General features: G+C 59.9%; 18 protein-coding genes and 4 tRNA genes. 9 read left to right on the forward strand and 13 right to left on the reverse strand.

The genetic code is table 11. The features are described from left to right. Positions 1-5: 5 nt before the first annotated feature. From ACA049_RS26190 to ACA049_RS26200, 3 genes are all read right to left on the reverse strand, one after another. Positions 6-1,226 (reverse strand): benzoate/H(+) symporter BenE family transporter, encoded by a 1,221-nt coding sequence (locus tag ACA049_RS26190; protein ID WP_497330962.1) that lies wholly within the window; start codon positions 1,224-1,226, stop codon positions 6-8. Beyond that, positions 1,223-2,587 (reverse strand): aromatic acid/H+ symport family MFS transporter, encoded by a 1,365-nt coding sequence (locus ACA049_RS26195; protein ID WP_497330964.1) that lies wholly within the window; start codon positions 2,585-2,587, stop codon positions 1,223-1,225. Before ACA049_RS26195 ends, ACA049_RS26190 begins: the two co-directional genes overlap by 4 nt. A gap of 281 nt (positions 2,588-2,868) precedes the next feature. Beyond that, positions 2,869-3,336, reverse strand: coding sequence for an FAD/FMN-containing dehydrogenase (locus tag ACA049_RS26200; protein ID WP_497330966.1), 468 nt, complete (start codon positions 3,334-3,336; stop codon positions 2,869-2,871). Positions 3,337-3,465: 129 nt separating this feature from the next. Here ACA049_RS26200 and ACA049_RS26205 point away from each other — a divergent pair, with 129 nt between their 5' ends. From ACA049_RS26205 to ACA049_RS26225, 5 genes are all read left to right on the forward strand, one after another. Then, positions 3,466-4,092 (forward strand): DUF1780 domain-containing protein, encoded by a 627-nt coding sequence (locus tag ACA049_RS26205; RefSeq protein WP_419116713.1) that lies wholly within the window; start codon positions 3,466-3,468, stop codon positions 4,090-4,092. Then, entirely contained in the window at positions 4,089-4,616 is a 528-nt protein-coding gene (locus ACA049_RS26210) for an MOSC domain-containing protein (protein WP_497330968.1), read from the forward strand. The genes ACA049_RS26205 and ACA049_RS26210 overlap by 4 nt, the downstream gene beginning before the upstream one ends. 52 nt (positions 4,617-4,668) lie before the next feature. Next, on the forward strand, positions 4,669-4,842 hold the full coding sequence (locus ACA049_RS26215; protein ID WP_008028730.1) for a DUF3094 domain-containing protein: 174 nt from the start codon (positions 4,669-4,671) through the stop codon (positions 4,840-4,842). Positions 4,843-4,902: 60 nt separating this feature from the next. Further along, the gene (locus ACA049_RS26220) at positions 4,903-6,201 is read left to right on the forward strand and encodes an NAD(P)/FAD-dependent oxidoreductase (protein ID WP_109634933.1); all 1,299 of its coding nucleotides are present in this window, start codon (positions 4,903-4,905) and stop codon (positions 6,199-6,201) included. A gap of 314 nt (positions 6,202-6,515) precedes the next feature. Beyond that, positions 6,516-6,914, forward strand: coding sequence for an HvfA family oxazolone/thioamide-modified RiPP metallophore (locus ACA049_RS26225; protein WP_010467563.1), 399 nt, complete (start codon positions 6,516-6,518; stop codon positions 6,912-6,914). Positions 6,915-6,976: 62 nt separating this feature from the next. Here ACA049_RS26225 and ACA049_RS26230 read toward each other — a convergent pair whose 3' ends face one another. The 8 genes from ACA049_RS26230 to rluD form a co-directional block, all read right to left on the reverse strand. Then, positions 6,977-8,602, reverse strand: coding sequence for a methyl-accepting chemotaxis protein (locus ACA049_RS26230; protein WP_497330970.1), 1,626 nt, complete (start codon positions 8,600-8,602; stop codon positions 6,977-6,979). A 167-nt stretch (positions 8,603-8,769) separates the two neighbouring features. Continuing rightward, positions 8,770-8,846 (reverse strand) — tRNA-Pro (locus tag ACA049_RS26235). Positions 8,847-8,941: 95 nt separating this feature from the next. After that, positions 8,942-9,017, reverse strand: a tRNA-Lys gene (locus ACA049_RS26240). Between the two features lie 5 nt (positions 9,018-9,022). Continuing rightward, positions 9,023-9,099 (reverse strand) — tRNA-Pro (locus tag ACA049_RS26245). A gap of 9 nt (positions 9,100-9,108) precedes the next feature. Next, positions 9,109-9,184 (reverse strand) — tRNA-Asn (locus tag ACA049_RS26250). A gap of 316 nt (positions 9,185-9,500) precedes the next feature. Next, on the reverse strand, positions 9,501-12,065 hold the full coding sequence (gene clpB, locus ACA049_RS26255) for an ATP-dependent chaperone ClpB (RefSeq protein ID WP_497330972.1): 2,565 nt from the start codon (positions 12,063-12,065) through the stop codon (positions 9,501-9,503). Positions 12,066-12,195: 130 nt separating this feature from the next. Beyond that, positions 12,196-12,921 (reverse strand): peptidoglycan editing factor PgeF, encoded by a 726-nt coding sequence (pgeF, locus tag ACA049_RS26260; RefSeq protein ID WP_497330974.1) that lies wholly within the window; start codon positions 12,919-12,921, stop codon positions 12,196-12,198. Then, on the reverse strand, positions 12,918-13,880 hold the full coding sequence (rluD, locus tag ACA049_RS26265) for a 23S rRNA pseudouridine(1911/1915/1917) synthase RluD (RefSeq protein WP_007942311.1): 963 nt from the start codon (positions 13,878-13,880) through the stop codon (positions 12,918-12,920). The genes pgeF and rluD overlap by 4 nt, the downstream gene beginning before the upstream one ends. A gap of 151 nt (positions 13,881-14,031) precedes the next feature. Between rluD and ACA049_RS26270 the strand changes: the two genes are divergently transcribed. The 4 genes from ACA049_RS26270 (at position 14,032) to ACA049_RS26285 (ending at position 18,324) form a co-directional block, all read left to right on the forward strand. Beyond that, positions 14,032-15,054: an outer membrane protein assembly factor BamD gene (locus tag ACA049_RS26270; protein ID WP_497330976.1), complete on the forward strand. Its 1,023-nt coding sequence runs from the start codon at positions 14,032-14,034 to the stop codon at positions 15,052-15,054. A gap of 114 nt (positions 15,055-15,168) precedes the next feature. Beyond that, entirely contained in the window at positions 15,169-15,402 is a 234-nt protein-coding gene (locus ACA049_RS26275; RefSeq protein ID WP_497330978.1) for a PP0621 family protein, read from the forward strand. Then, positions 15,392-16,981 (forward strand): sensor histidine kinase, encoded by a 1,590-nt coding sequence (locus tag ACA049_RS26280; RefSeq protein ID WP_497336985.1) that lies wholly within the window; start codon positions 15,392-15,394, stop codon positions 16,979-16,981. The genes ACA049_RS26275 and ACA049_RS26280 overlap by 11 nt, the downstream gene beginning before the upstream one ends. Before the next feature lie 2 nt (positions 16,982-16,983). After that, on the forward strand, positions 16,984-18,324 hold the full coding sequence (locus tag ACA049_RS26285) for a sigma-54-dependent transcriptional regulator (protein WP_497330980.1): 1,341 nt from the start codon (positions 16,984-16,986) through the stop codon (positions 18,322-18,324). 128 nt (positions 18,325-18,452) lie between these two features. Here the strand turns inward: ACA049_RS26285 and thiO are convergent, their stop codons facing one another. Together thiO and ACA049_RS26295 are read right to left on the reverse strand one after the other, a co-directional pair. Then, on the reverse strand, positions 18,453-19,553 hold the full coding sequence (gene thiO, locus ACA049_RS26290; RefSeq protein WP_497330982.1) for a glycine oxidase ThiO: 1,101 nt from the start codon (positions 19,551-19,553) through the stop codon (positions 18,453-18,455). A 57-nt stretch (positions 19,554-19,610) separates the two neighbouring features. Then, positions 19,611-20,012 carry a type IV pilin protein gene (locus ACA049_RS26295; RefSeq protein WP_497330984.1) on the reverse strand — a complete coding sequence of 134 codons (402 nt, stop codon included), beginning with the start codon at positions 20,010-20,012 and terminating at the stop codon, positions 19,611-19,613. Positions 20,013-20,024 lie beyond the last annotated feature (12 nt).

The following is a 20,024-nucleotide window of genomic DNA, read 5'->3' on the forward strand; positions in this document are numbered from 1 at the left end:
TATTGTTATTGATCGACAGGTTGAAGTGCTTCAGCCGCAGTGGATTCGCGGCGAGGAACGGGACGGCGGGCGTTTAACAACAGGTGCGTGACCATGCCGAAAATCAGCCCCCAAAAAGCGGCGGACAAACCCAGCAACGACATGCCAGAGGCAGTGGTCAGAAAGGTCACCAGCGCGGCTTCGCGATCACTCGGCACGGCCATTGCGCCGGCCAATGCCCCGGCAATCGCGGCGAACAGCGCCAGCCCGGCCAGGGCGGCGATCAGTTCTTTGGGGAACGCCGAAAACAGCGAAACCAGGGTGGCGCCGAAGATCCCCAGCACCAGGTAACACAGGCCGCCGACCACCCCGGCCACATAGCGTCTGCCGGGGTCTTCATGTGCCTCGCGCCCGGTACAAATGGCCGCGGTGATCGCCGCCAGATTCAGCCCGTGACAACCGAACGGCGCCAACAACGCCGTGCCCAGCGCACTGCTGGCGATGATCGGGCTGGCCGGCGTTTGATAGCCGCTGGCACGCAACACCGTCATGCCGGGCACGAACTGCCCGGTCAGCGCCACCATCACCAGTGGCAAGGCGATATTCAGCGTCGCGCTCAGGCTGAACACGGGCGTGATCCACACCGGCGTGGCCAAACCGATCACCAAGGCTTCGCTGTGCAAATCACCGGAAAGAAATGCAATCGAGCAGCCCACCAGCAGCACCATCACCACCGCATAACGCGGCATCAGCCGTTTGCAGATCAGGTACGTGGCAAACATCGCCAGCACCAGCAACGGCTTGCCCTGCAGCGACACGAACAAACCGGTGCCGAAGCTGAACAGAATCCCCGCCAGCATCGCTGCTGCAATCGCCGCGGGCAGTTTGCTGATGATCCGGTCAAACGCCCCCGACACCCCGACCAGGAAAATAATCAGGCTGCTGACCAGATAGGCCCCCACCGCCTCCGGCATGGAAATCCCCGGCAACAACGCCACCAGCAACGCCGAGCCCGGCGCCGACCACGCGATAATCACCGGGACGCGGTAACGCAGGCTCAAGCCGATGCCGAGCACGGCGCTGCCGATGGAAATCGCCCAGACCCATGACGACAACACCTCCCGCGAGAGATGCGCCGTCTCGGCGGCCTGAAAGATGATCACCAGCGGCCCGGCGTAGGAAATCACCGTGGCGATAAATCCGGCGACGGCCGCTGACAGGGAAAAGTCCTGGAATAACCTTTTCATGAAGCTTCGCCGACAGCCCCGTCAGGCGATTCGTGCAAACCCGGTAACGTTTGTCGGGCACTGCGCCGACTGCTGATGGCGAACACGGTCATGGCAATCGCGGCCACCGCACCGGGCAAGGCAAAGGCCATGAAGTTCAGTTGCAGCGGCAGGCTGATCCCGAGTAACGCACCGCCCAGCAGTGGGCCGACGATGGCGCCGTTGCGCCCGATACCCGAGGCCCAGCCCAGACCGGTGGAACGAATGGTCATGGAGTAGAACTGTGCGGCGCAGGCGTACAACAGGATTTGCGAACCAATGGTGGTGGCGCCGGCAATCGCGATCAGCAGGTACAACAGCGGCATCGGGCTGTTGAAACCCAGCAAGGTGATCGACACCGCAGCCACCGCGAAGAACACCGCCAACACCCGTGGCAGGTTGAGTTTGTCCCCCAGCACACCGCCGCCGACCGCGCCGAAAATGGCGCCGAAGTTGAGCACCAGCAGGAACGACAGACTCGAGCCCAGGCTGTAACCGGCATTGGCCATCAGTTTTGGCAGCCAGGAACTCAAGGCGTAGACCATCAGCAGGCAGCAGAAAAACGCCAGCCACAGCATCAATGTGCGTAGCGCACGACCTTCGCGAAAAAGTTGCAACACCGGGGTGCCGGTGCCCTTCACTTCGCTCATGTGCAGCGAATCGCTGGCGTGGGCGACGTAAGCCGGATCGATCCTTTGCAGAATGTGGCGCGCCTCTGCATCGCGCCCCTGACGCAGCATGAAACCCACCGATTCGGGCAGGAAGTACATGATCAGCGGCAACAACAGCAACGGCAGCACCGCCACGTAGAAGACCGATTGCCAGCCGAAACTCGGGATCAGCACGATACCGAGCCCCGCCGAGAGCATGCCGCCCACCGAATAGCCGCTGAACATGATCGCTACCAGCGTGCTGCGGATTTTCTTCGGGGCGTATTCGTTCATCAGCGCGACGACGTTGGGCATCACCCCGCCGATGCCGAGCCCGGCAATGAACCGGCAGAGGCCAAATTCAGTGGGGTTGCGGGCAAAACCATTGAGCACGGTAAACCCGCTGAACAGCATCACGCAGATCGTGATGGCTTTCTTGCGACCGATCTTGTCCGACAGCGGCCCGAAAAACAGCGCACCGAACATCATGCCGAACAGTGCGTAACTGCCCAGTGCGCCTGCTTGCAGGGGACTGAGCCCCCACTCTTTCATCAGCATCGGCAACACCACGCCGTAGATCACCAGATCGTAACCGTCGAAAATGATAATCAGGGCACACCAGAACAGCACCATCCAGTGGAAGCGGTTGAATCGTGCGTTGTCGATAACCTCATGTACGTCAATCTTGCGCATGGCATTGATCTCTTGTTGTTGTTTTTTTAAGAGCGTCGGTAACGCGGCGAACGTCCGTACAGCCGAGGGTAAAGGTGACAGGCACGGGGCAATATCCGCTTTGCGCAGATCGCTATCCGTTTTGTGCGTTGCCCTGAGCCGGGCGGGGGATGAGGAGTGTTGCGGGGATTTCAGGTGGTAAATCCGGCAGGTCGGAACCTCTGCGATGGACTGCCTACGCCAAGCGCAGCCCTGTGGATAACCCGATGTCAGCCTTTGCGGTCACGGCAGCCCTGTGTCAATCAAGGCAGGGTCTTCTCCAGCGCCTCATGCAATTGCGCAGCCGTGGCGTATTCGGACTGACCCACCAATTGACCGTTCCTGAGTTGCAGCCACAGCACTTTATCCACGGCCCCTGGGTAACGCGGTACCACTCGACCATCACGGTCAAGCATCACTCGATAGGAATAATCGCGCATGGCCGGCACCGCGAACATTTTTGCGATCAATCGAGGCATGCGCTGGATGTCCGCGACGAATATGGCGTGCCGAGCCTCCAGGTAGCCCTTGGGCTGGCCCTGCAGAGCGGCGTCGACCAGTTTGGCGGCGTCCATGCTGCGCGCTACCAGCAGCGTCTGCGTCTGGTTATCGAGCGTATAAGCCTGATCGAACTGATCTAGCAGGGTCCACGGCGCCAGCCGCTCACCCACCTCCAGCGCTTGCGCCCAAAGAGGCAGGAAACTGAACAACAACACGGGCCAGTATTTCACGTTCCACTCCTCGTTCGAGCGCCTAGGCGCATTGGCCATCAGTCTACACCGCCCGTTCCAAGCCACCTGTTCTACTGTTTACCGTTTCACGCTTTCAGCTTGTCGCAAATGAACGCTAAGCTTGGGCCTATGGATGACTCAGATTATTTACGCCTGCTGACCATCGCGGCCGAGCAAGCCAACGCGTTCCTGTCCAATGCCCGCAAATGGGAGCGTGAGCGTTGGGTTTGCCAGCGCCTGCTGCAAGGCCTGAACATTCCCTATCGCGCCGACGAGTTCGCCCCTGCCGGCGAGCCGCCGGACGTGCTGTTTCGTGACGCCAGTTTCGAGGTGTTCTTCGTTCTCGACGAAGGCCGGCGCCTCAATGACGAATGGCGTGATGAGCTGCAACGTCGGCGCAGCGCGTTTTCCCTGAGCCAACTGGTGCGTCGCGAAGCCAAGCCCCGGCGCATCCCGGCCAATGAGTTTTTGCTGAGACTGGCGCCGACCTTGCGTAAAAAAGCACACAACTACAAAGAGCGCGGCATGGACCTGGGGGAACTGGACATCATCGCGTTCGCCAGCCTCAAGCGCGAAGTGCTGGACCTCAACAGCCATTTCCCGCCGCCGACCGAATACCTGCGTCAGGGCTGGCGTTCGCTGTCGCTGGTCGGCCCGACCTTCGCCCGTGTGCTGTTTGCCCACCCGGAAGCCCCGGACTTCCTGCGCAACAACCTGGGCCGCAGCATCGTCTTCGACGTCGGGATCAGCCTGTGAGCCCTTTGCAGGAATTAATCGCCGAAGTCCCGCAAACCGGCCGCGTGCGCTGGATCGGCGTGCGCCCCGAACCCCATGTGCCGATGATCGAACTAGACGCCGTGGAAGCACGACTTGAAGCCGGCCTGACCGGCGATCGAGCCCGTCCCGGCGTACGTAACGCGCGTCAGGTGACGTTAATTCAGTGGGAACACTTGGCCGTGATCAGTTCGCTGATGGGCCGCCCGGACGATAAACCGGTATTGCCTAATGATTTGCGGCGCAACCTCGTTATCAGCGGTATCAACCTGTTCAGCCTCAAGGGACGGCGCTTCCGCATCGGCCAGGCAATTTTCGAAACCACCGGTTGGTGCCAGCCGTGCGCGCGCCTGCAAAACAACCTCGGCCCCGGGACGTTTCAGGCGGTTCGCGGACATGGCGGAATCACCGCCCGGGTGTTACAAGGTGGAATCATTCGCCTGGACGATACGGTGAGCGTCGAGCCTGTTCCAGCCAGCGGCTATGCTCCGTTCAACGTTCGTTGAATCAGCCTGTAGCTTCTACACATTCAGCAACGTCTACCTGACGAGGCCCAATATGACCAGCCGCCTGAACCCCGACGACCAGAAGCATGTCGAAGAGTACCTGCACCTGTCCCAGCACCGAGTCGAGCGCCGGCCTTTCCGGCCGTGGATGCTCCTGGTGGTGGTGTTGGCAGTGACCATTGGTTTAGGCCTGTTGAGCCGATTTATCAGTTACCTGACGCTATGAGCTGCATCGCGCTCGCTCGGGTAATTGCACCGATTTCTTTTAGCCTTGCGAGATATCCCCATGACTCATCGTATTGTCATCGTTGGCGGCGGCGCCGGCGGCCTGGAGTTGGCTACCCGTCTGGGTAAGACTCTGGGCAAGCGTGGCACGGCCAGTGTGATGCTGGTCGACGCGAACCTGACCCACATCTGGAAGCCGTTGTTGCACGAAGTGGCGGCCGGGTCGCTGAACTCCTCCGAAGACGAACTCAACTATGTTGCCCAGGCGAAATGGAACCACTTCGAGTTCCAGCTGGGGCGCATGAGCGGGCTCGATCGCGCGCAGAAAAAAATCCAGCTGGCCGCCACTTACGACGAAGCCGGCCTGGAACTTGTGCCGGCGCGTGAAGTGGCTTACGACTCGCTGGTGATTGCCGTCGGCAGCACCACCAATGATTTCGGCACGCAGGGCGCGGCGCAGCATTGCCTGTTCCTCGACACCCGCAAGCAGGCCGAACGCTTCCATCAGCAACTGCTCAATCACTATCTGCGCGCCCATGCCGGGCAGACCGACAAGGTCGAGCAGATCAGCGTCGCCATCGTCGGCGCGGGTGCCACCGGGGTTGAACTGGCCGCCGAGCTGCACAACGCCGCGCATGAATTGGCGGCTTACGGCCTGGACCGGATCAAACCGGAAAACATGCACATCACCCTGATCGAAGCCGGCCCACGGGTGCTGCCAGCCCTGCCGGAACGCATCGGCGGGCCTGTGCATAAAACCCTGGAGAAACTCGGGGTCAATGTGATGACCAATGCGGCAGTCAGCGAAGTGACCGCCGACAGCTTGATCACCGCCGACGGCAAAGTGATCAACGCCAGCCTGAAAGTCTGGGCCGCCGGCATTCGTGCGCCGGGTTTTCTCAAGGACATCGATGGCCTGGAAACCAACCGCATCAATCAGCTGCAAGTGCTGCCGACCCTGCAAACCACCCGCGACGAGAACATCTTCGCCTTCGGTGACTGCGCGGCCTGCCCACAACCAGGCACCGACCGCAACGTACCGCCACGCGCCCAGGCCGCGCATCAGCAGGCTTCGTTGCTGGCCAAATCGCTGAAACTGCGGATCGAAGGCAAGGCGTTGCCGGAGTACAAATACACCGACTACGGCTCGCTGATCTCGCTGTCGCGTTTTTCGGCTGTGGGTAACTTGATGGGCAACCTGACCGGGAGCGTGATGCTCGAGGGCTGGCTGGCGCGGATGTTTTACGTGTCGCTGTATCGCATGCACCAGATGGCGCTGTATGGCGCGTTTCGTACGGCGATGTTGATGTTGGGCAGCAAGATCGGGCGCGGGACCGAGCCGCGACTCAAACTGCATTAAGTTCTTCAGCGTCCATTAGGGCCTCTTCGCGGGCGAGCCTCGCTCCTACAGTCACCAGCCATCTGTAGGAGCGAGGCTTGCCCGCGAATGAGGCACCTCGGTCCCACCATCTGACACTCGTGTGTCTCACTGTATCTCCCGCCACAATTTCACCCCTTCGCTTACAAACTCCCCCCTTGCGCGACACAGTAGCGATACACCCCGCCCTTTAAATGGCCACATCCGAGCAAGGCAACTCGCCCGCTCCGGTTATCGCCGCACTCACGTGGCGTCCTTTATCGAACGGTTGTGTCGTGCAACCCAGGAGTATTGAAATGTCCCGTACTACCAAAAACACTATTGGTCTGCTCGGCGCTGTTCTGGCCGGCGGCATGATGTTGTCCGGTTCCGTGTTCGCTGCGCAGCCGTTGACCCAGGGCTACCTGCTGGCCTCGGCTGAACAAGTGGTGAAAACCCCTGAAGGCAAGTGTGGCGAAGGCAAGTGTGGCGATGCGTCGATGGCGAAGACCGATACGGATGGCGACGGCAAAGTTTCCCGCGCCGAATTCCAGAAAGTCGCGCCGAAGTCCAACTTCGACAAGATCGACACCAACCATGACGGCTTCATCGACGAGCAAGAGGCTTACGACAACGTGAAAGCCAACTTCGAAGCCAACGGCAAGAAAATGCCAAAAGGTCTGTTCGAGCACCTGAAAGACCAAGACGGCGCCTAAGCCTTCAAGCACAAAACCGCGCTTTTCCTTCGGGAAGCGCGGTTTTTTTTCGCCTGGCGGATTTACACCTGGAAGCGCTGGACCATGGTGCGCAAGGAATTGGCCAGCTGTGAAAGCTCATGGCTGGACGCGCTGGTCTGATCCGCACCAGCAGCAGAGCGCACCGACAGGTCGCGGATGTTCACCAGGTTGCGATCGACTTCCCGCGCCACTTGCGCCTGTTCTTCAGCCGCGCTGGCGATCACCAGGTTTCGTTCGTGGATCTGATGAACCGACGCCGTGATGGTCTGCAACGCCTCGCCCGCACGCTCAGCCAAGGCCAAGGTGCTGGCTGCACGGGTCGAGCTCGCCTGCATGGACTCCAGCGCCTGGGTTGAGCCGCTACGCATGCCCTGGACCATTTGCTCGATTTCCTGAGTCGATTGCTGGGTGCGATAGGCCAGCGCACGCACTTCATCGGCCACCACCGCAAACCCTCGACCACTTTCCCCGGCCCGCGCTGCTTCAATGGCCGCGTTGAGCGCCAGCAGATTGGTTTGCTCGGCAATCGCCCGAATCACATCCAGCACCTTGCCGATGTCCTGCGACTGGTTGGCCAGGGATTGCACCAAACCGCCGGTGATCTGCACATCGCTGGCGAGTGCGCTGATGGCGGTGACGGTTTCGCTGACGCGCTCCTGGCCGACGTGTGCGGACTCGCTGGATTGGCGCGTGGCGTCGGAGGTCGACACGGCGTTGCGCGCAACCTCCTCCACGGCGGTGGTCATTTCAGTGACGGCAGTGGCGGCTTGTTCAATTTCGTTGTTCTGTTGTTGCAGGGTTTGCGTGCCGTCGAGGGTGACCGCGTTCAACTCATCAGCTGCCGTGGCCAGTTGCGCCGCCGAGCCGCTGATACCTTGCAGGGTTTCCCGCAGGTTCTGTTGCATGGTCGCGAGGGCCTTGAGCAAGCGGCTCACTTCGTCGTTGCCATGGGTTTCGATGGGGCGAGTCAGATCGCCTCGGGCTACGTTTTCTGCGGCGTGCAAGGCTTCGCCCAGCGGTTTGACGATGCTACGGGTCAGCAGCATGGCCAGGCCAACGGTGGCCAAGGCTGCGAGGGCGATGAACAGGCTGACGATCATTCGCGATGTTTCGTAATGCGCTTCTGATTTCTGGCTTTCGGCGGCGACTTGTCTGGCGAACAGATCGGCCAGGTCATTGAGCTGCTTACCGGAACCATCAACCACGGTTTTCATGTCGATCAGCAGCAGCTTGGTCAGTTCGTCGCGACGCCCCTGCTCCGCCAGTGAGAACGACTGGGCAATGCCGGCGCGATACGCCGCGAAGGTGGTTTTGAACTGGTCATACAACGCCTTGCCTTCGACGGTGTTGACCAACTGGTCGTAGGCGGCAATCTTTTCGCTCAGCTCCTTGTCGCGGGTGTCCATCTGGCCGCGATACACAGGAATGTTCTTCGGGTCCTGATCGAGGGCCATGCGCAGGGAAATGGTGCGGATGCGCAGCATGATCTCGCGGATCTCGTCGCCGCCACGGATACTCGGCAGCCATTGTTTTTCCACGGCCACTTCGCTGTCGCGAATGCTCGACATCTGCCCCAGTGCGAAAACCCCGAGCAAGGCAACCAATACGGCAATCAAGGCAAACCCCAAGGCGGCCCGAGGAGCAATATTCAACTGACGAAGCAACATAACGAACGCCCTATTCTTGTAGTGGCTTGGATAAGGGGCGTTGTTTCGGCAGTACCCCGTCGCCTCGTTATCGGCAGGTTGTACGATGACTGAAGTGTTGCTTCTCGAAAACAAAAAATCGAAGACAAAAAAAATCCCCGTATCTTTCGATACGAGGATTTTTAATATGGTCGGGGTAAGGGGATTCGAACTCCTGACATCCTGCTCCCAAAGCAGGCGCGCTACCGGACTGCGCTATACCCCGGTAAAAAAAAGGCACCTTTTAAAGGCGCCTTCTGCGAACAGAGCTTTTGGCGTCTGATCTTAAGATCTGATTCCAGCGTTAACTGGTTTCAAAAATGGTGGGTCGTGTGGGATTCGAACCTACGACCAATTGGTTAAAAGCCAACTGCTCTACCAACTGAGCTAACGACCCAAAAATGGTCGGGGTAAGGGGATTCGAACTCCTGACATCCTGCTCCCAAAGCAGGCGCGCTACCGGACTGCGCTATACCCCGGTTTGAAATTGGCTCCGTGACCAGGACTCGAACCTGGGACCCAATGATTAACAGTCATTTGCTCTACCGACTGAGCTATCACGGAACTATAAATTTCAATTACTACTGATATTTCAATTTACAACTGTGAAGCTTGCTTCACCTCTTCGACCCGTTCGCATCGCTGCGTTCGTGTGTCTGAGGCGCGCTATTCTACAATCTTAAGCACCTCTGTCAACCCCTTAAATTGCATTCAAGTTAATGATTTGCAACTTATTTCAGATTCCTGCTTGGGGAGCAGAAACCCTTACGGGTGACTTACTGCGGGGCGCACTTTACAAGCCTTTTCCTTTCAGTTCAACAACCTGACGAAAAAAAGGCCTCGCGATGCGAGGCCTTGTTTATTTCACTGCCGTAACGGGTCAGGCAAATACGATTTCGTCGTTTTCCACCGTGCCGACAGCGGTATCGCCAGCCATGAAACGCCCCGACAGAATCAACTGCGCCAGCGGGTTCTCGATCCAGCGCTGGATCGCCCGTTTGAGCGGCCGCGCGCCGTACACCGGGTCGTAACCCACCGCGATCAGCTTGTCCATGGCCTCTGGACTCAGCTCCAGTTTCAGCTCGCGCTCGGTCAAACGACTGCGCAGACGACCCAACTGGATCTCGGTAATGCCCGCGATCTGATCCCGCGCCAATGGCTCGAAGATCACCACTTCGTCGACCCGGTTGATGAACTCCGGCCGGAAGTGCGTGGAAATCGCATCCATCACCGCCGCACGTTGCGCCTCGCGATCACCGACCAGTTCCTGGATCTGTACCGAGCCCAGGTTGGAGGTCATGACGATCACGGTGTTCTTGAAATCCACCGTGCGGCCATGGCTGTCGGTCAGGCGCCCATCTTCCAGCACTTGGAGCAAGATGTTGAACACATCCGGGTGAGCCTTCTCGACCTCGTCCAGAAGGATCACCGAGTAAGGCTTGCGACGCACCGCCTCGGTCAGGTAACCGCCCTCTTCATAGCCCACATAGCCCGGTGGCGCCCCGATCAGTCGAGCCACGGAATGTTTCTCCATGAACTCGGACATGTCGATCCGCACCATCGCCTCTTCGGTATCAAAGAGGAACTCGGCCAGCGCCTTGCACAGCTCGGTTTTACCGACACCGGTCGGGCCGAGGAACATGAACGAACCACTCGGGCGATTCGGGTCGGACAACCCGGCCCGGGAACGCCGCACCGCGTTGGAAACCGCGATCACCGCTTCGTCCTGGCCGATCACGCGTTGGTGCAACAGGCTTTCCATCTTCATCAGCTTGTCGCGCTCGCCTTCGAGCATTTTCGACACCGGAATGCCGGTCCACTTCGAGACGACTTCGGCGATCTCTTCCTCGGTCACCTTGCTGCGCAGCAGCTGGTTCTCGCTTTTGCCGTGCTGATCGACCATTTGCAGGCTGCGCTCCAGGTCCGGGATCACCCCGTATTGCAGCTCGGCCATGCGGTTCAGGTCGCCCTTACGGCGCGCGGCTTCCAGTTCCTGGCGGGACTGTTCGATTTTCTGCTGGATCTGCGCAGAACCCTGTACCTCGGCTTTTTCCGAGTTCCAGATTTCTTCGAGGTCCGAGTACTCACGTTCGTGGCGAACGATTTCTTCCTGGAGTTTTTCCAGACGTTTCTTCGCCGCGTCATCGCTTTCTTTCTTCAGCGCCTGGGATTCCACCTTCAGCTGAATCAGACGACGCTCCAGACGATCCAGTACTTCCGGCTTGGAATCGATTTCCATGCGGATGCGGCTGGCCGCTTCGTCGATCAGGTCGATGGCCTTGTCCGGCAACTGACGGTCAGTGATGTAGCGATGGCTGAGTTTGGCCGCGGCAATAATAGCGCCGTCAGTGATCGCCACTTTGTGGTGAACCTCATAACGCTCTTTCAGGCCACGCAGAATCGCGATGGTGTCCTCTTCGCTAGGCTCGTCCACCAGGACTTTCTGGAAGCGTCGTTCGAGGGCCGCATCCTTCTCTATATATTGGCGGTACTCGTTGAGCGTGGTCGCGCCGACGCAATGCAGCTCGCCGCGCGCCAACGCTGGCTTGAGCATGTTGCCCGCATCCATCGAGCCTTCGCCTTTACCGGCGCCGACCATGGTGTGCAGTTCGTCGATGAACAGAATGATCTGCCCTTCCTGCTTCGACAGCTCATTGAGCAAGGATTTGAGGCGCTCTTCGAACTCGCCGCGGTACTTGGCGCCGGCAATCAACGCCCCCATGTCCAGAGACAACAGGCGCTTGCCCTTCAGACCATCCGGCACTTCACCGTTGATGATGCGCTGGGCCAGGCCTTCGGCGATGGCAGTTTTACCCACACCAGGCTCACCGATCAGCACCGGGTTGTTCTTGGTGCGGCGTTGCAGCACCTGGATGGTCCGGCGAATTTCATCGTCACGGCCGATCACCGGGTCGAGTTTGCCTTCTTCGGCGCGCTTGGTCAGGTCGACGGTGTATTTATCCAGCGCCTGGCGCGACTCTTCGTGGTTGGCGTCGTTGACGGCTTCGCCGCCACGCAGGTTGTTGATCGCGTTTTCCAGGGCTTTCTTGCTGACGCCTTGGCCGAGCAGCAACTTGCCGAGCTTGCTGTTCTCGTCCATGGCGGCAAGCAGCACCAGCTCACTGGAGATGAACTGATCGCCCTTCTGCTGGGCCAGGCGATCGGCCTGGTTGAGCAGGCGCGCCAGATCCTGCGACATGTTCACGTCGCCGGTCGGGTTCTGGATTTTCGGGAGCTGGTCGAGCTCTTTGGTCAGCTCTTTACGCAGGCTGTTGACGTCAAAACCGACCTGCATCAGCAGGGGTTTGATCGAACCACCCTGCTGTTCAAGCATGGCCTGCATCAAGTGCGCCGGCTCGATGCCGGGGTGGTCAAGGCCGACGGCCAGCGATTGGGCGTCGGATAGAGCTAACTGCAATTTGCTGGTTAAACGATCTATACGCATGGGTCACCTTCCTTTTGAGCAGGCCGGACCTATAAAACATCCTGAATGAAGAAACCTGCCAGATACCTCACTAGATGTGGTCGATTCTGGGAGATTCAAGCTTCGTACAGTTGATGCAGATCAGAGAAGTCTAGCGTTCGAGCCAGATAAGGGAGGCAAACCGACCGGTGCGAGGACTACGGCGGTAGGAAAAGAAGCGTGGATCGGTCACGGTGCAGAAACCGCCACCATAGACAGCGGTGACACCGCGCGCAGCCAGACGCAAACGCGCCAGCTCGTAGATGTCAGCCATGAACTTGCCAGCATTTTGGCTCGGAACAAAGGCTTTGGCCGATTCGGGCAGTTGCTCGACGAAGGTTTCTCGTACTTCCGGGCCGACTTCAAAGGCTTGCGGACCGATGGCCGGGCCAAGCCACACGAGGATGTCATCGGCTGGCACGGCGAGGCTGTCGAGGGTGGCTTCGAGCACACCCGCCGCCAATCCGCGCCAACCGGCATGGGCCGCCGCGACGCGAGTGCCGGCACGGTCGCAGAACAATGCGGGCAGGCAATCGGCGGTCATCGCCGCGCAGGCGATTCCGGGCGTTGAAGTCCAGCTGGCGTCGGCGGTGGCCGTGATGCCTGGGTCCGCGTGGGCCACGACAATGCCGTGAACCTGCTTTAACCAGGCCGGCTGAATAGAAAAATGATCGGTAAGGCGACGGCGATTTTCGGCAACAGCTTCAGGGCTGTCGTCGACGTGATCGCCGAGGTTGAGGCTGTCGAACGGCGCCAGACTGACGCCGCCCGCACGGGTGGTCACACAGGCTTTCACCCCGGCAGGCGCAGGCCAGTCGGGAATCAGCCAGTCACTCATCCGATGAACGCCTCACGGTCTTGCTTGAGCAGGGTCAGCAACCAGACGAAGTCATCCGGCAATGGCGATTCCCAGCTCATGCGTTTACCGGTGGTCGGGTGATCCAGCTCCAGGAACCGCGCATGCAGGGCCTGACGCGGGAACGCCTTCAACGATTCGACCATGGTCACACTGGCTGCCGGTGGAATGCGGAAGCGACCGCCGTAGGCAGGATCTCCGACCAACGGGTAGTTGATGTGGGCCATGTGCACACGAATCTGGTGCGTACGACCGGTTTCCAGCTTCACCCGCACATGCGTGTGGGAGCGGAAACGCTCGAGCACGCGGTAATGGCTGACGGCTTGCTTGCCCCCTTCCATCACGGCCATGCGCTGGCGTTGCTGGCCGTGACGACCGATCGGCGCGTTGATCTTGCCGCCAGCGGTCACCACACCGATCACGATGCATTCGTAAATCCGGCTTACGCTGCGGCTCTGCAATTGCGTGACAAGCTGTGTCTGCGCCTGAATGGTCTTGGCCACCACCATCAGACCGGTGGTGTCCTTGTCGAGGCGATGCACGATACCGGCGCGGGGCACATTGATAATGTCCGGCACGTGGTGCAGCAAGGCGTTGAGCAAGGTGCCATCGGCGTGACCGGCGGCAGGATGCACCACCAGGCCCGCAGGTTTGTTGATCACCAGGATGTCGTCGTCTTCATAGACGATGTCCAGCTCGATGTCTTGAGCGATCCATTCGCCCTGAGCTTCCTGCTCGGCAGTCAGCTCAAGAATGGCGCCACCATGAACGATGTCTCGCGGGCGGATAACCGCCCCATCCACAGTCAGGCGGCCGTCTTTGATCCAGGCGGAAAGGCGCGAGCGCGAGTGCTCAGCGAATAATTGTGCGGCGACTTGATCGAGGCGTTGGCCGCCCAATTCGGACGGCACCTCTGCGCGAAGTTCAATTTTATCGGACATGCTCAGACTAGGCGTCGGCACAGCCTTTGGTTTCGGCTGCGCGCTTGTGGTTAAATACGGCGTCTTTTGCCCCGAGGCTATTCAACGGGGCGCTCATCATAACAGGACGGCCCCGCCCAAGACAGCGGCCGTCATAGGGACGCAAGCCGCCATGCAAGTGAAACACCTGCTGCTGATCGCCATCCTCGCATTGACCGCTGCTTGCTCATCGAAGGAAGTCGTAGACGAAAACCTGAGCGAAGTCGAGCTGTACCAGCAGGCTCAGCACGATCTGGACAACAATAGCTACACCGCCGCCACAGCCAAGCTGAAGGCGCTGGAGTCGCGTTATCCGTTCGGTCGCTACGCCGATCAGGCTCAACTCGAGCTCATCTACGCCAACTACAAGAACACCGAGCCTGAGGCTGCGAAGTCTGCCGCCGAGCGTTTCATTCGTTTGCACCCACAGCATCCGAACGTGGACTACGCGTATTACCTCAAGGGTCTGACCTCCTTCGACCAGGACGTCGGCCTGCTGGCGCGCTTCCTGCCGCTGGACATGACCAAGCGTGACCCGGGCGCTGCCCGCGACTCGTACAACGAGTTCGCCCAGCTGACCAGCCGCTTCCCGAACAGCCGCTACTCGCCGGATGCCAAGCAGCGCATGATTTATCTGCGCAACCTGCTGGCCTCCTACGAGATTCACGTCGCCGACTACTACCTGACCCGTCAGGCCTATGTCGCCGCCGCGAACCGTGGCCGTTACGTGGTGGAAAACTTCCAGGAAACCCCATCGGTCGGTGACGGCCTGGCGGTGATGACCGAAGCCTACCAGCGTCTGCACCTGGACGACCTGGCAGCCACCAGCCTCGAAACCCTGAAGCTCAACTACCCGAACCACCCAAGCCTGGTGGACGGTCAGTTCAAGCCTTCGGTCGACGAAGCCGACAACCGCTCGTGGTTGAGCAAGGCTACCTTGGGCCTGATCGAATCCCGTCCGCCGTTGCCGCCGGGCGAAACCCGCGCCAACCAGGACGTGCAGAAGCAGTTCCAGGATGCCAAGGACGCGATTCCAAGCGATCTCAAGCCTAAAGATGAAAATGGCGACGTGATCGAAGAAGAGGAACACGAGTCCGAAGCCAACAACGAAGACCGCTCGTGGTTCAGCTACATGACCTTCGGCGTGTTCGACTGACACGTCCGGTTGTGCAAAAAAGGGAGACTCGTGAGTCTCCCTTTTTTATTGCGCTGTGCGCGGGTCAGGTCCTTGGCTAAACTGCCTGTTCATTAGCCAATAAAGCTGCTCACCATGCTTCGTTTACTGTTCTGGATCGCCCTGATTGCCGCTGCGGTATGGTTCTGGCGCAAGTTCAAGGCTTCGACTTCCGCGCCCAGGTCCTCCGCCGAGCTGGATGCTGCGCCCATGGTCCGCTGCGCGCATTGCGGCGTTCACCTGCCCCGCGACCGCGCGCTGAGCCTTCAACAACAGTGGTATTGCAGCCAGGCTCACCTTGAGCAAGGCCCGGGCTCAAGTGGTCGCTGAGACGTCCAGTCCCGGCGGCAAACAGGCCCAGCGACTGCTGCGTCTTTATCATCTCTACCGTTTAAGCGTCGGCATCACCCTGGTGCTGTTGATCTCCAGCAACATGGACAACCAGTTGCTGGCCTTCGCCAAGGACGACCTGCTGCGCAGTGGCAGTTGGTTGTATCTGGTGCTGAACATCCTGCTGGTGGTCTTCTGGGAGAACACCCGACGGCCGGCCCAGCTTTTCAGCCTCGCCCTGGTCGACGTCCTGCTGCTGTGCGGCTTGTTCTACGCCGCAGGCGGTTTGGCGAGCGCTATCGGCAACCTGCTCATCGTCTCGGTGGCCATCAGCAACACCTTGTTGCGCGGGCGTATCGGCCTGCTGATCGCGGCGGTTGCTGCCCTTGGCATCATCGGCTTCAGTTTCCTCCTGAGCTTCAGTCACCCCATCAGCCCCAGCGACTACCTGCAAGTCGGCACCCTCGGCGCGCTGTGTTTTGCCGCGGCATTGCTGGTGCAAGGCCTGATCAATCGACTGGAAGTCAGCGAACACCTCGCCCAGCAGCGCGCCAGTGAAGTGGTTGGCCTGGAAGCGCTCAACGCATTGATCCTGCACCGCATGCGCACGGGCATTCTGGTGCTCGATGACCAGCGGCGGGTGCAACTGGCCAATCACAGCGCCTTGATCTTGCTGGGGCAGACAGACCTCGATGGTCAGTTGATCGACGACTATTCGCCGACATTGGTCGAACGCCTGCAGCTGTGGTTCAACAATCCGTCGTTGCGTCCGCAAAGCCTGAAAATCGCCGGCAATGGCCTGGAACTGCAACCCAGCTTCATTGCCCTGGACCAAAGCCCGAATCACCAGACCCTGGTGTTTCTCGAGGACCTTGCCCAGATCGCGCAACAAGCACAGCAACTGAAACTCGCCGCACTCGGTCGCCTGACGGCCGGCATTGCCCATGAAATCCGCAATCCACTGGGTGCCATTAGTCATGCCGCGCAGCTATTGCAGGAATCCGAGGAACTGAACGGCGCGGATCGGCGTCTGACGCAGATTATCCAAGACCACTCTCAGCGAATGAATCGGGTTATCGAAAACGTCCTGCAACTGTCCCGCCGCCAGCAAACCGTGCCGCAACGGCTTGATCTGAAGCCGTGGCTGGAGCACTTCGTCGCCGAAACCCGTGAAGGGGCGACCGAGCACCAGTTGATTCACCTGCATATCGGCCCGGGCGACTTCAAAACCCTGATGGACCCGAATCAGCTGACCCAGATTCTCGACAATCTGTTGCGCAATGCCTGGCGCCATAGCGCGCTGAATCACGACCTGGCGCAGGTCTGGCTCGAGTTGTTTGTCGAGCCCGACAGCCAGTTGCCGACGCTTGAGGTCAGGGACAACGGCCCAGGCGTGGCGCCGGACCAACAGACGCATTTGTTCGAACCCTTCTTCACCACCAGTAGCCAGGGCACAGGCCTGGGGCTTTATCTGTCCCGTGAGCTGTGCGAAAGCAACCAGGCCCGCCTAGACTTCAATCCACGCCAAGGCGGCGGCTGCTTTCGCATCACTTTTGCTCACGGACGGAAACAAAGTTGAACATGAGCCCACGGCCAAAAGTCCTGATCGTCGACGACGAACCGGATATCCGCGAACTCCTGGAAATCACCCTGGGACGGATGAAACTCGATACCTACAGTGCCCGCAACCTTGGCGAAGCCCAGGCCTTGTTGACGCGGGAGACATTCGACCTGTGCCTGACCGACATGCGCCTGCCCGACGGCACCGGTCTTGAGCTGGTGCAATACATCCAGCAACGTTACTCGCAAGTGCCGGTGGCGATGATCACCGCCTATGGCAGCCTCGAAACGGCGATCAACGCCCTCAAGGCAGGCGCCTTCGACTTCCTGACCAAACCGGTCGACCTGACACGCCTGCGCGAACTGGTCACCAGCGCCCTGCGCCTGACGGCTCCGGGCGGCGCCAGTACGGCGATCGATCGCCGGTTGCTGGGCGATTCACTGCCGATGCGCGACCTGCGCAAACAAATCGACAAACTCGCCCGCAGCCAGGCGCCGGTCTATATCAGCGGCGAATCCGGCAGCGGCAAGGAATTGGTCGCCCGGCTGATTCACGAGCAAGGCCCGCGTGCCGCTCAACCGTTCGTCCCGGTCAATTGTGGGGCGATTCCGTCGGAATTGATGGAAAGCGAATTCTTCGGCCATCGCAAAGGCAGTTTCAGTGGTGCCATCGAAGACAAACCCGGGCTGTTTCAAGCGGCCCATGGCGGCACGCTGTTTCTCGACGAAGTGGCTGATTTGCCCTTGGCGATGCAGGTCAAACTGCTGCGGGCCATTCAGGAGAAAGCCATTCGCAGCGTCGGCGGTCAGCAAGAGGTGGTGGTCGACGTGCGCATCCTGTGCGCCACCCACAAAGACCTCGACGCCGAAGTCAGCGCCGAACGCTTTCGCCAGGATTTGTACTATCGGTTGAACGTGATCGAACTCCGCGTTCCGCCTCTGCGCGAGCGCCGTGACGACATCGAGCCGCTGGCCAGCCATGTGCTCAAGCGGCTGGCCGCCGGTAGTGGCCAACCCGCGGCAAAACTCCACCCGCTCGCCCTCGATGCGCTGAAAAGTTACCGCTTTCCGGGCAACGTGCGGGAGCTGGAGAACGTGCTGGAGCGGGCTTACACCCTGTGCGAGAACAAACAGATCGAAGCCAGCGACCTGCGACTGGCCGAAGGTAACTGCACGGCAGAGAACGGCGCGCCGGACCTGACGCAGATCGACAACCTGGAAGACTATCTGGAAAACGTCGAACGCAAACTCATCCTCCAGGCATTGGAGGAAACCCGCTGGAACCGCACGGCGGCGGCTCAGCGGTTGAATTTGTCGTTCAGGTCGATGCGTTATCGGCTCAAGAAATTGGGGTTGGATTGAGGGCCTCTTCGCGGGCAAGCCTCGCTCCTACAAGGGTTGTGTCGTCGCAAATGTATTGATCGACTCAAACCTGTGGGAGCGAGGCTTGCCCGCGAAAGCGATCTGGCAGGCAATAAAAAATCTTGCCGTCAGATCCGCCCGGTCGGCGCATACGGCGCCGGATCGATAATCGGCGCTCGCCCCAGCATCACATCCACGAACAACTGGCACGACGCCGGCGCCAGCACCAGCCCGTTACGGTAATGCCCGCAATTGAGCCAGAGCCCTTCGAACCCCGGCACTCGGCCAATATAGGGAATCCCCTCCGGCGAGCCCGGTCGCAGTCCAGCCCAATGCCCCACCACTTCGGCATCCGCCAGCGCTGGAATCAGTTCCACCGCCGATGCTTTCAGGCTCTCCAGCGCCGAATCGGTCGGCGTCTTGTCGTAGCCTTCATGTTCCAGCGTACTGCCAATCAGAATGTGCCCGTCGCGCCGGGGAATCGCGTAACGCCCCTTGGCCAGCACCATGCTCGGCAGGAAGTCCGCCGCGCACTTGTACAAAATCATCTGCCCTTTGACCGGCTCGACCGGCAGCTCCAGGTCCAGACTCTTGAGCAAGTCACCGCTCCAGGCGCCCGCCGTCAGGACGACCTGATCACCGTGAACAGGGCCCGCCGAGGTCTGCACGCCGACGACTCTGTCGCCTTCACGAACAAACCCGCTGACTTCACACTGCTCACGAATCGTCACGTTCGGCAGCGCCAGCAACGCAGCCTTGAGGGATTTCACCAGGCGCGGATTACGCACGTTGGCCACATCGGCCATGTAGATCGCCCGGGAAAATCCGGCGCCCAACACCGGTACGGCATCATGTGCCGCCGAGATATCCACCGCCCGCAGCGGACGGTTTTCCCGCTTCGCCCAGGCCAGCGCCTCGGCCTCGTCATCCAGATCCAGCCAGTACAGGCCGGTAGTGTGCACTTCAGGATCAACCCCGGTCGCGGCGAACAGTCGCTCACCGAGCTGTGGATAAAAATCCTGGGACCAATGCGCCAGCGCGGTGACGGCCGGGCTGTAGCGCCACGGATAGAGCGGCGAAACAATCCCGCCACCAGCCCATGACGATTCCTGACCCACGTTCGAACGATCCAGCAACACGACACTTTGCACTTCGGACGCGAGATTGAACGCCGTCAGCAGCCCAATCACGCCGCCGCCGACAATCACCACTTGCTGTTGCCTGCTCATGTTCTGATCCAACCGATAAATAGACAGAGGGCGCAAAAAGGCGCCCGAAAAAGAAACTCAGCGACCCCAGCAGTCTTTGGTGACGAGCCCGGACGTCGCATTGACCATACTTCTGACGCCGGTGTTGGTGAGGGTGAAATCCCCGCACTTGTCGGTCGCCATCGCAGCGCCGGTCTTGCGCGTTGCTGTCAGCAGGAAGGTTTGATCGGTCAGGGTCGGGGTGATGGTGTAAAAGTCGTTGCCGGCGCTCAGTCCGGTGGCTGCGGTATAGACGTTGTTCTTCGAGTAGAACCGCTCAAGAATTTGCGCCTGCTCGGAGAGCAACCCGGCCACTTCGGTGCGGCGACCCTTTTTCACGTACTCCGTGAGGCTTGGGGCGGCAATGGTCATGACGATACCGATGATCGCAATCACGATCATGATTTCGATCAGGGTAAAACCTCGGTTGGATCTGCGCATTCCTAAACTCTC

Source organism: Pseudomonas sp. LBUM1662, from assembly GCF_059695915.1.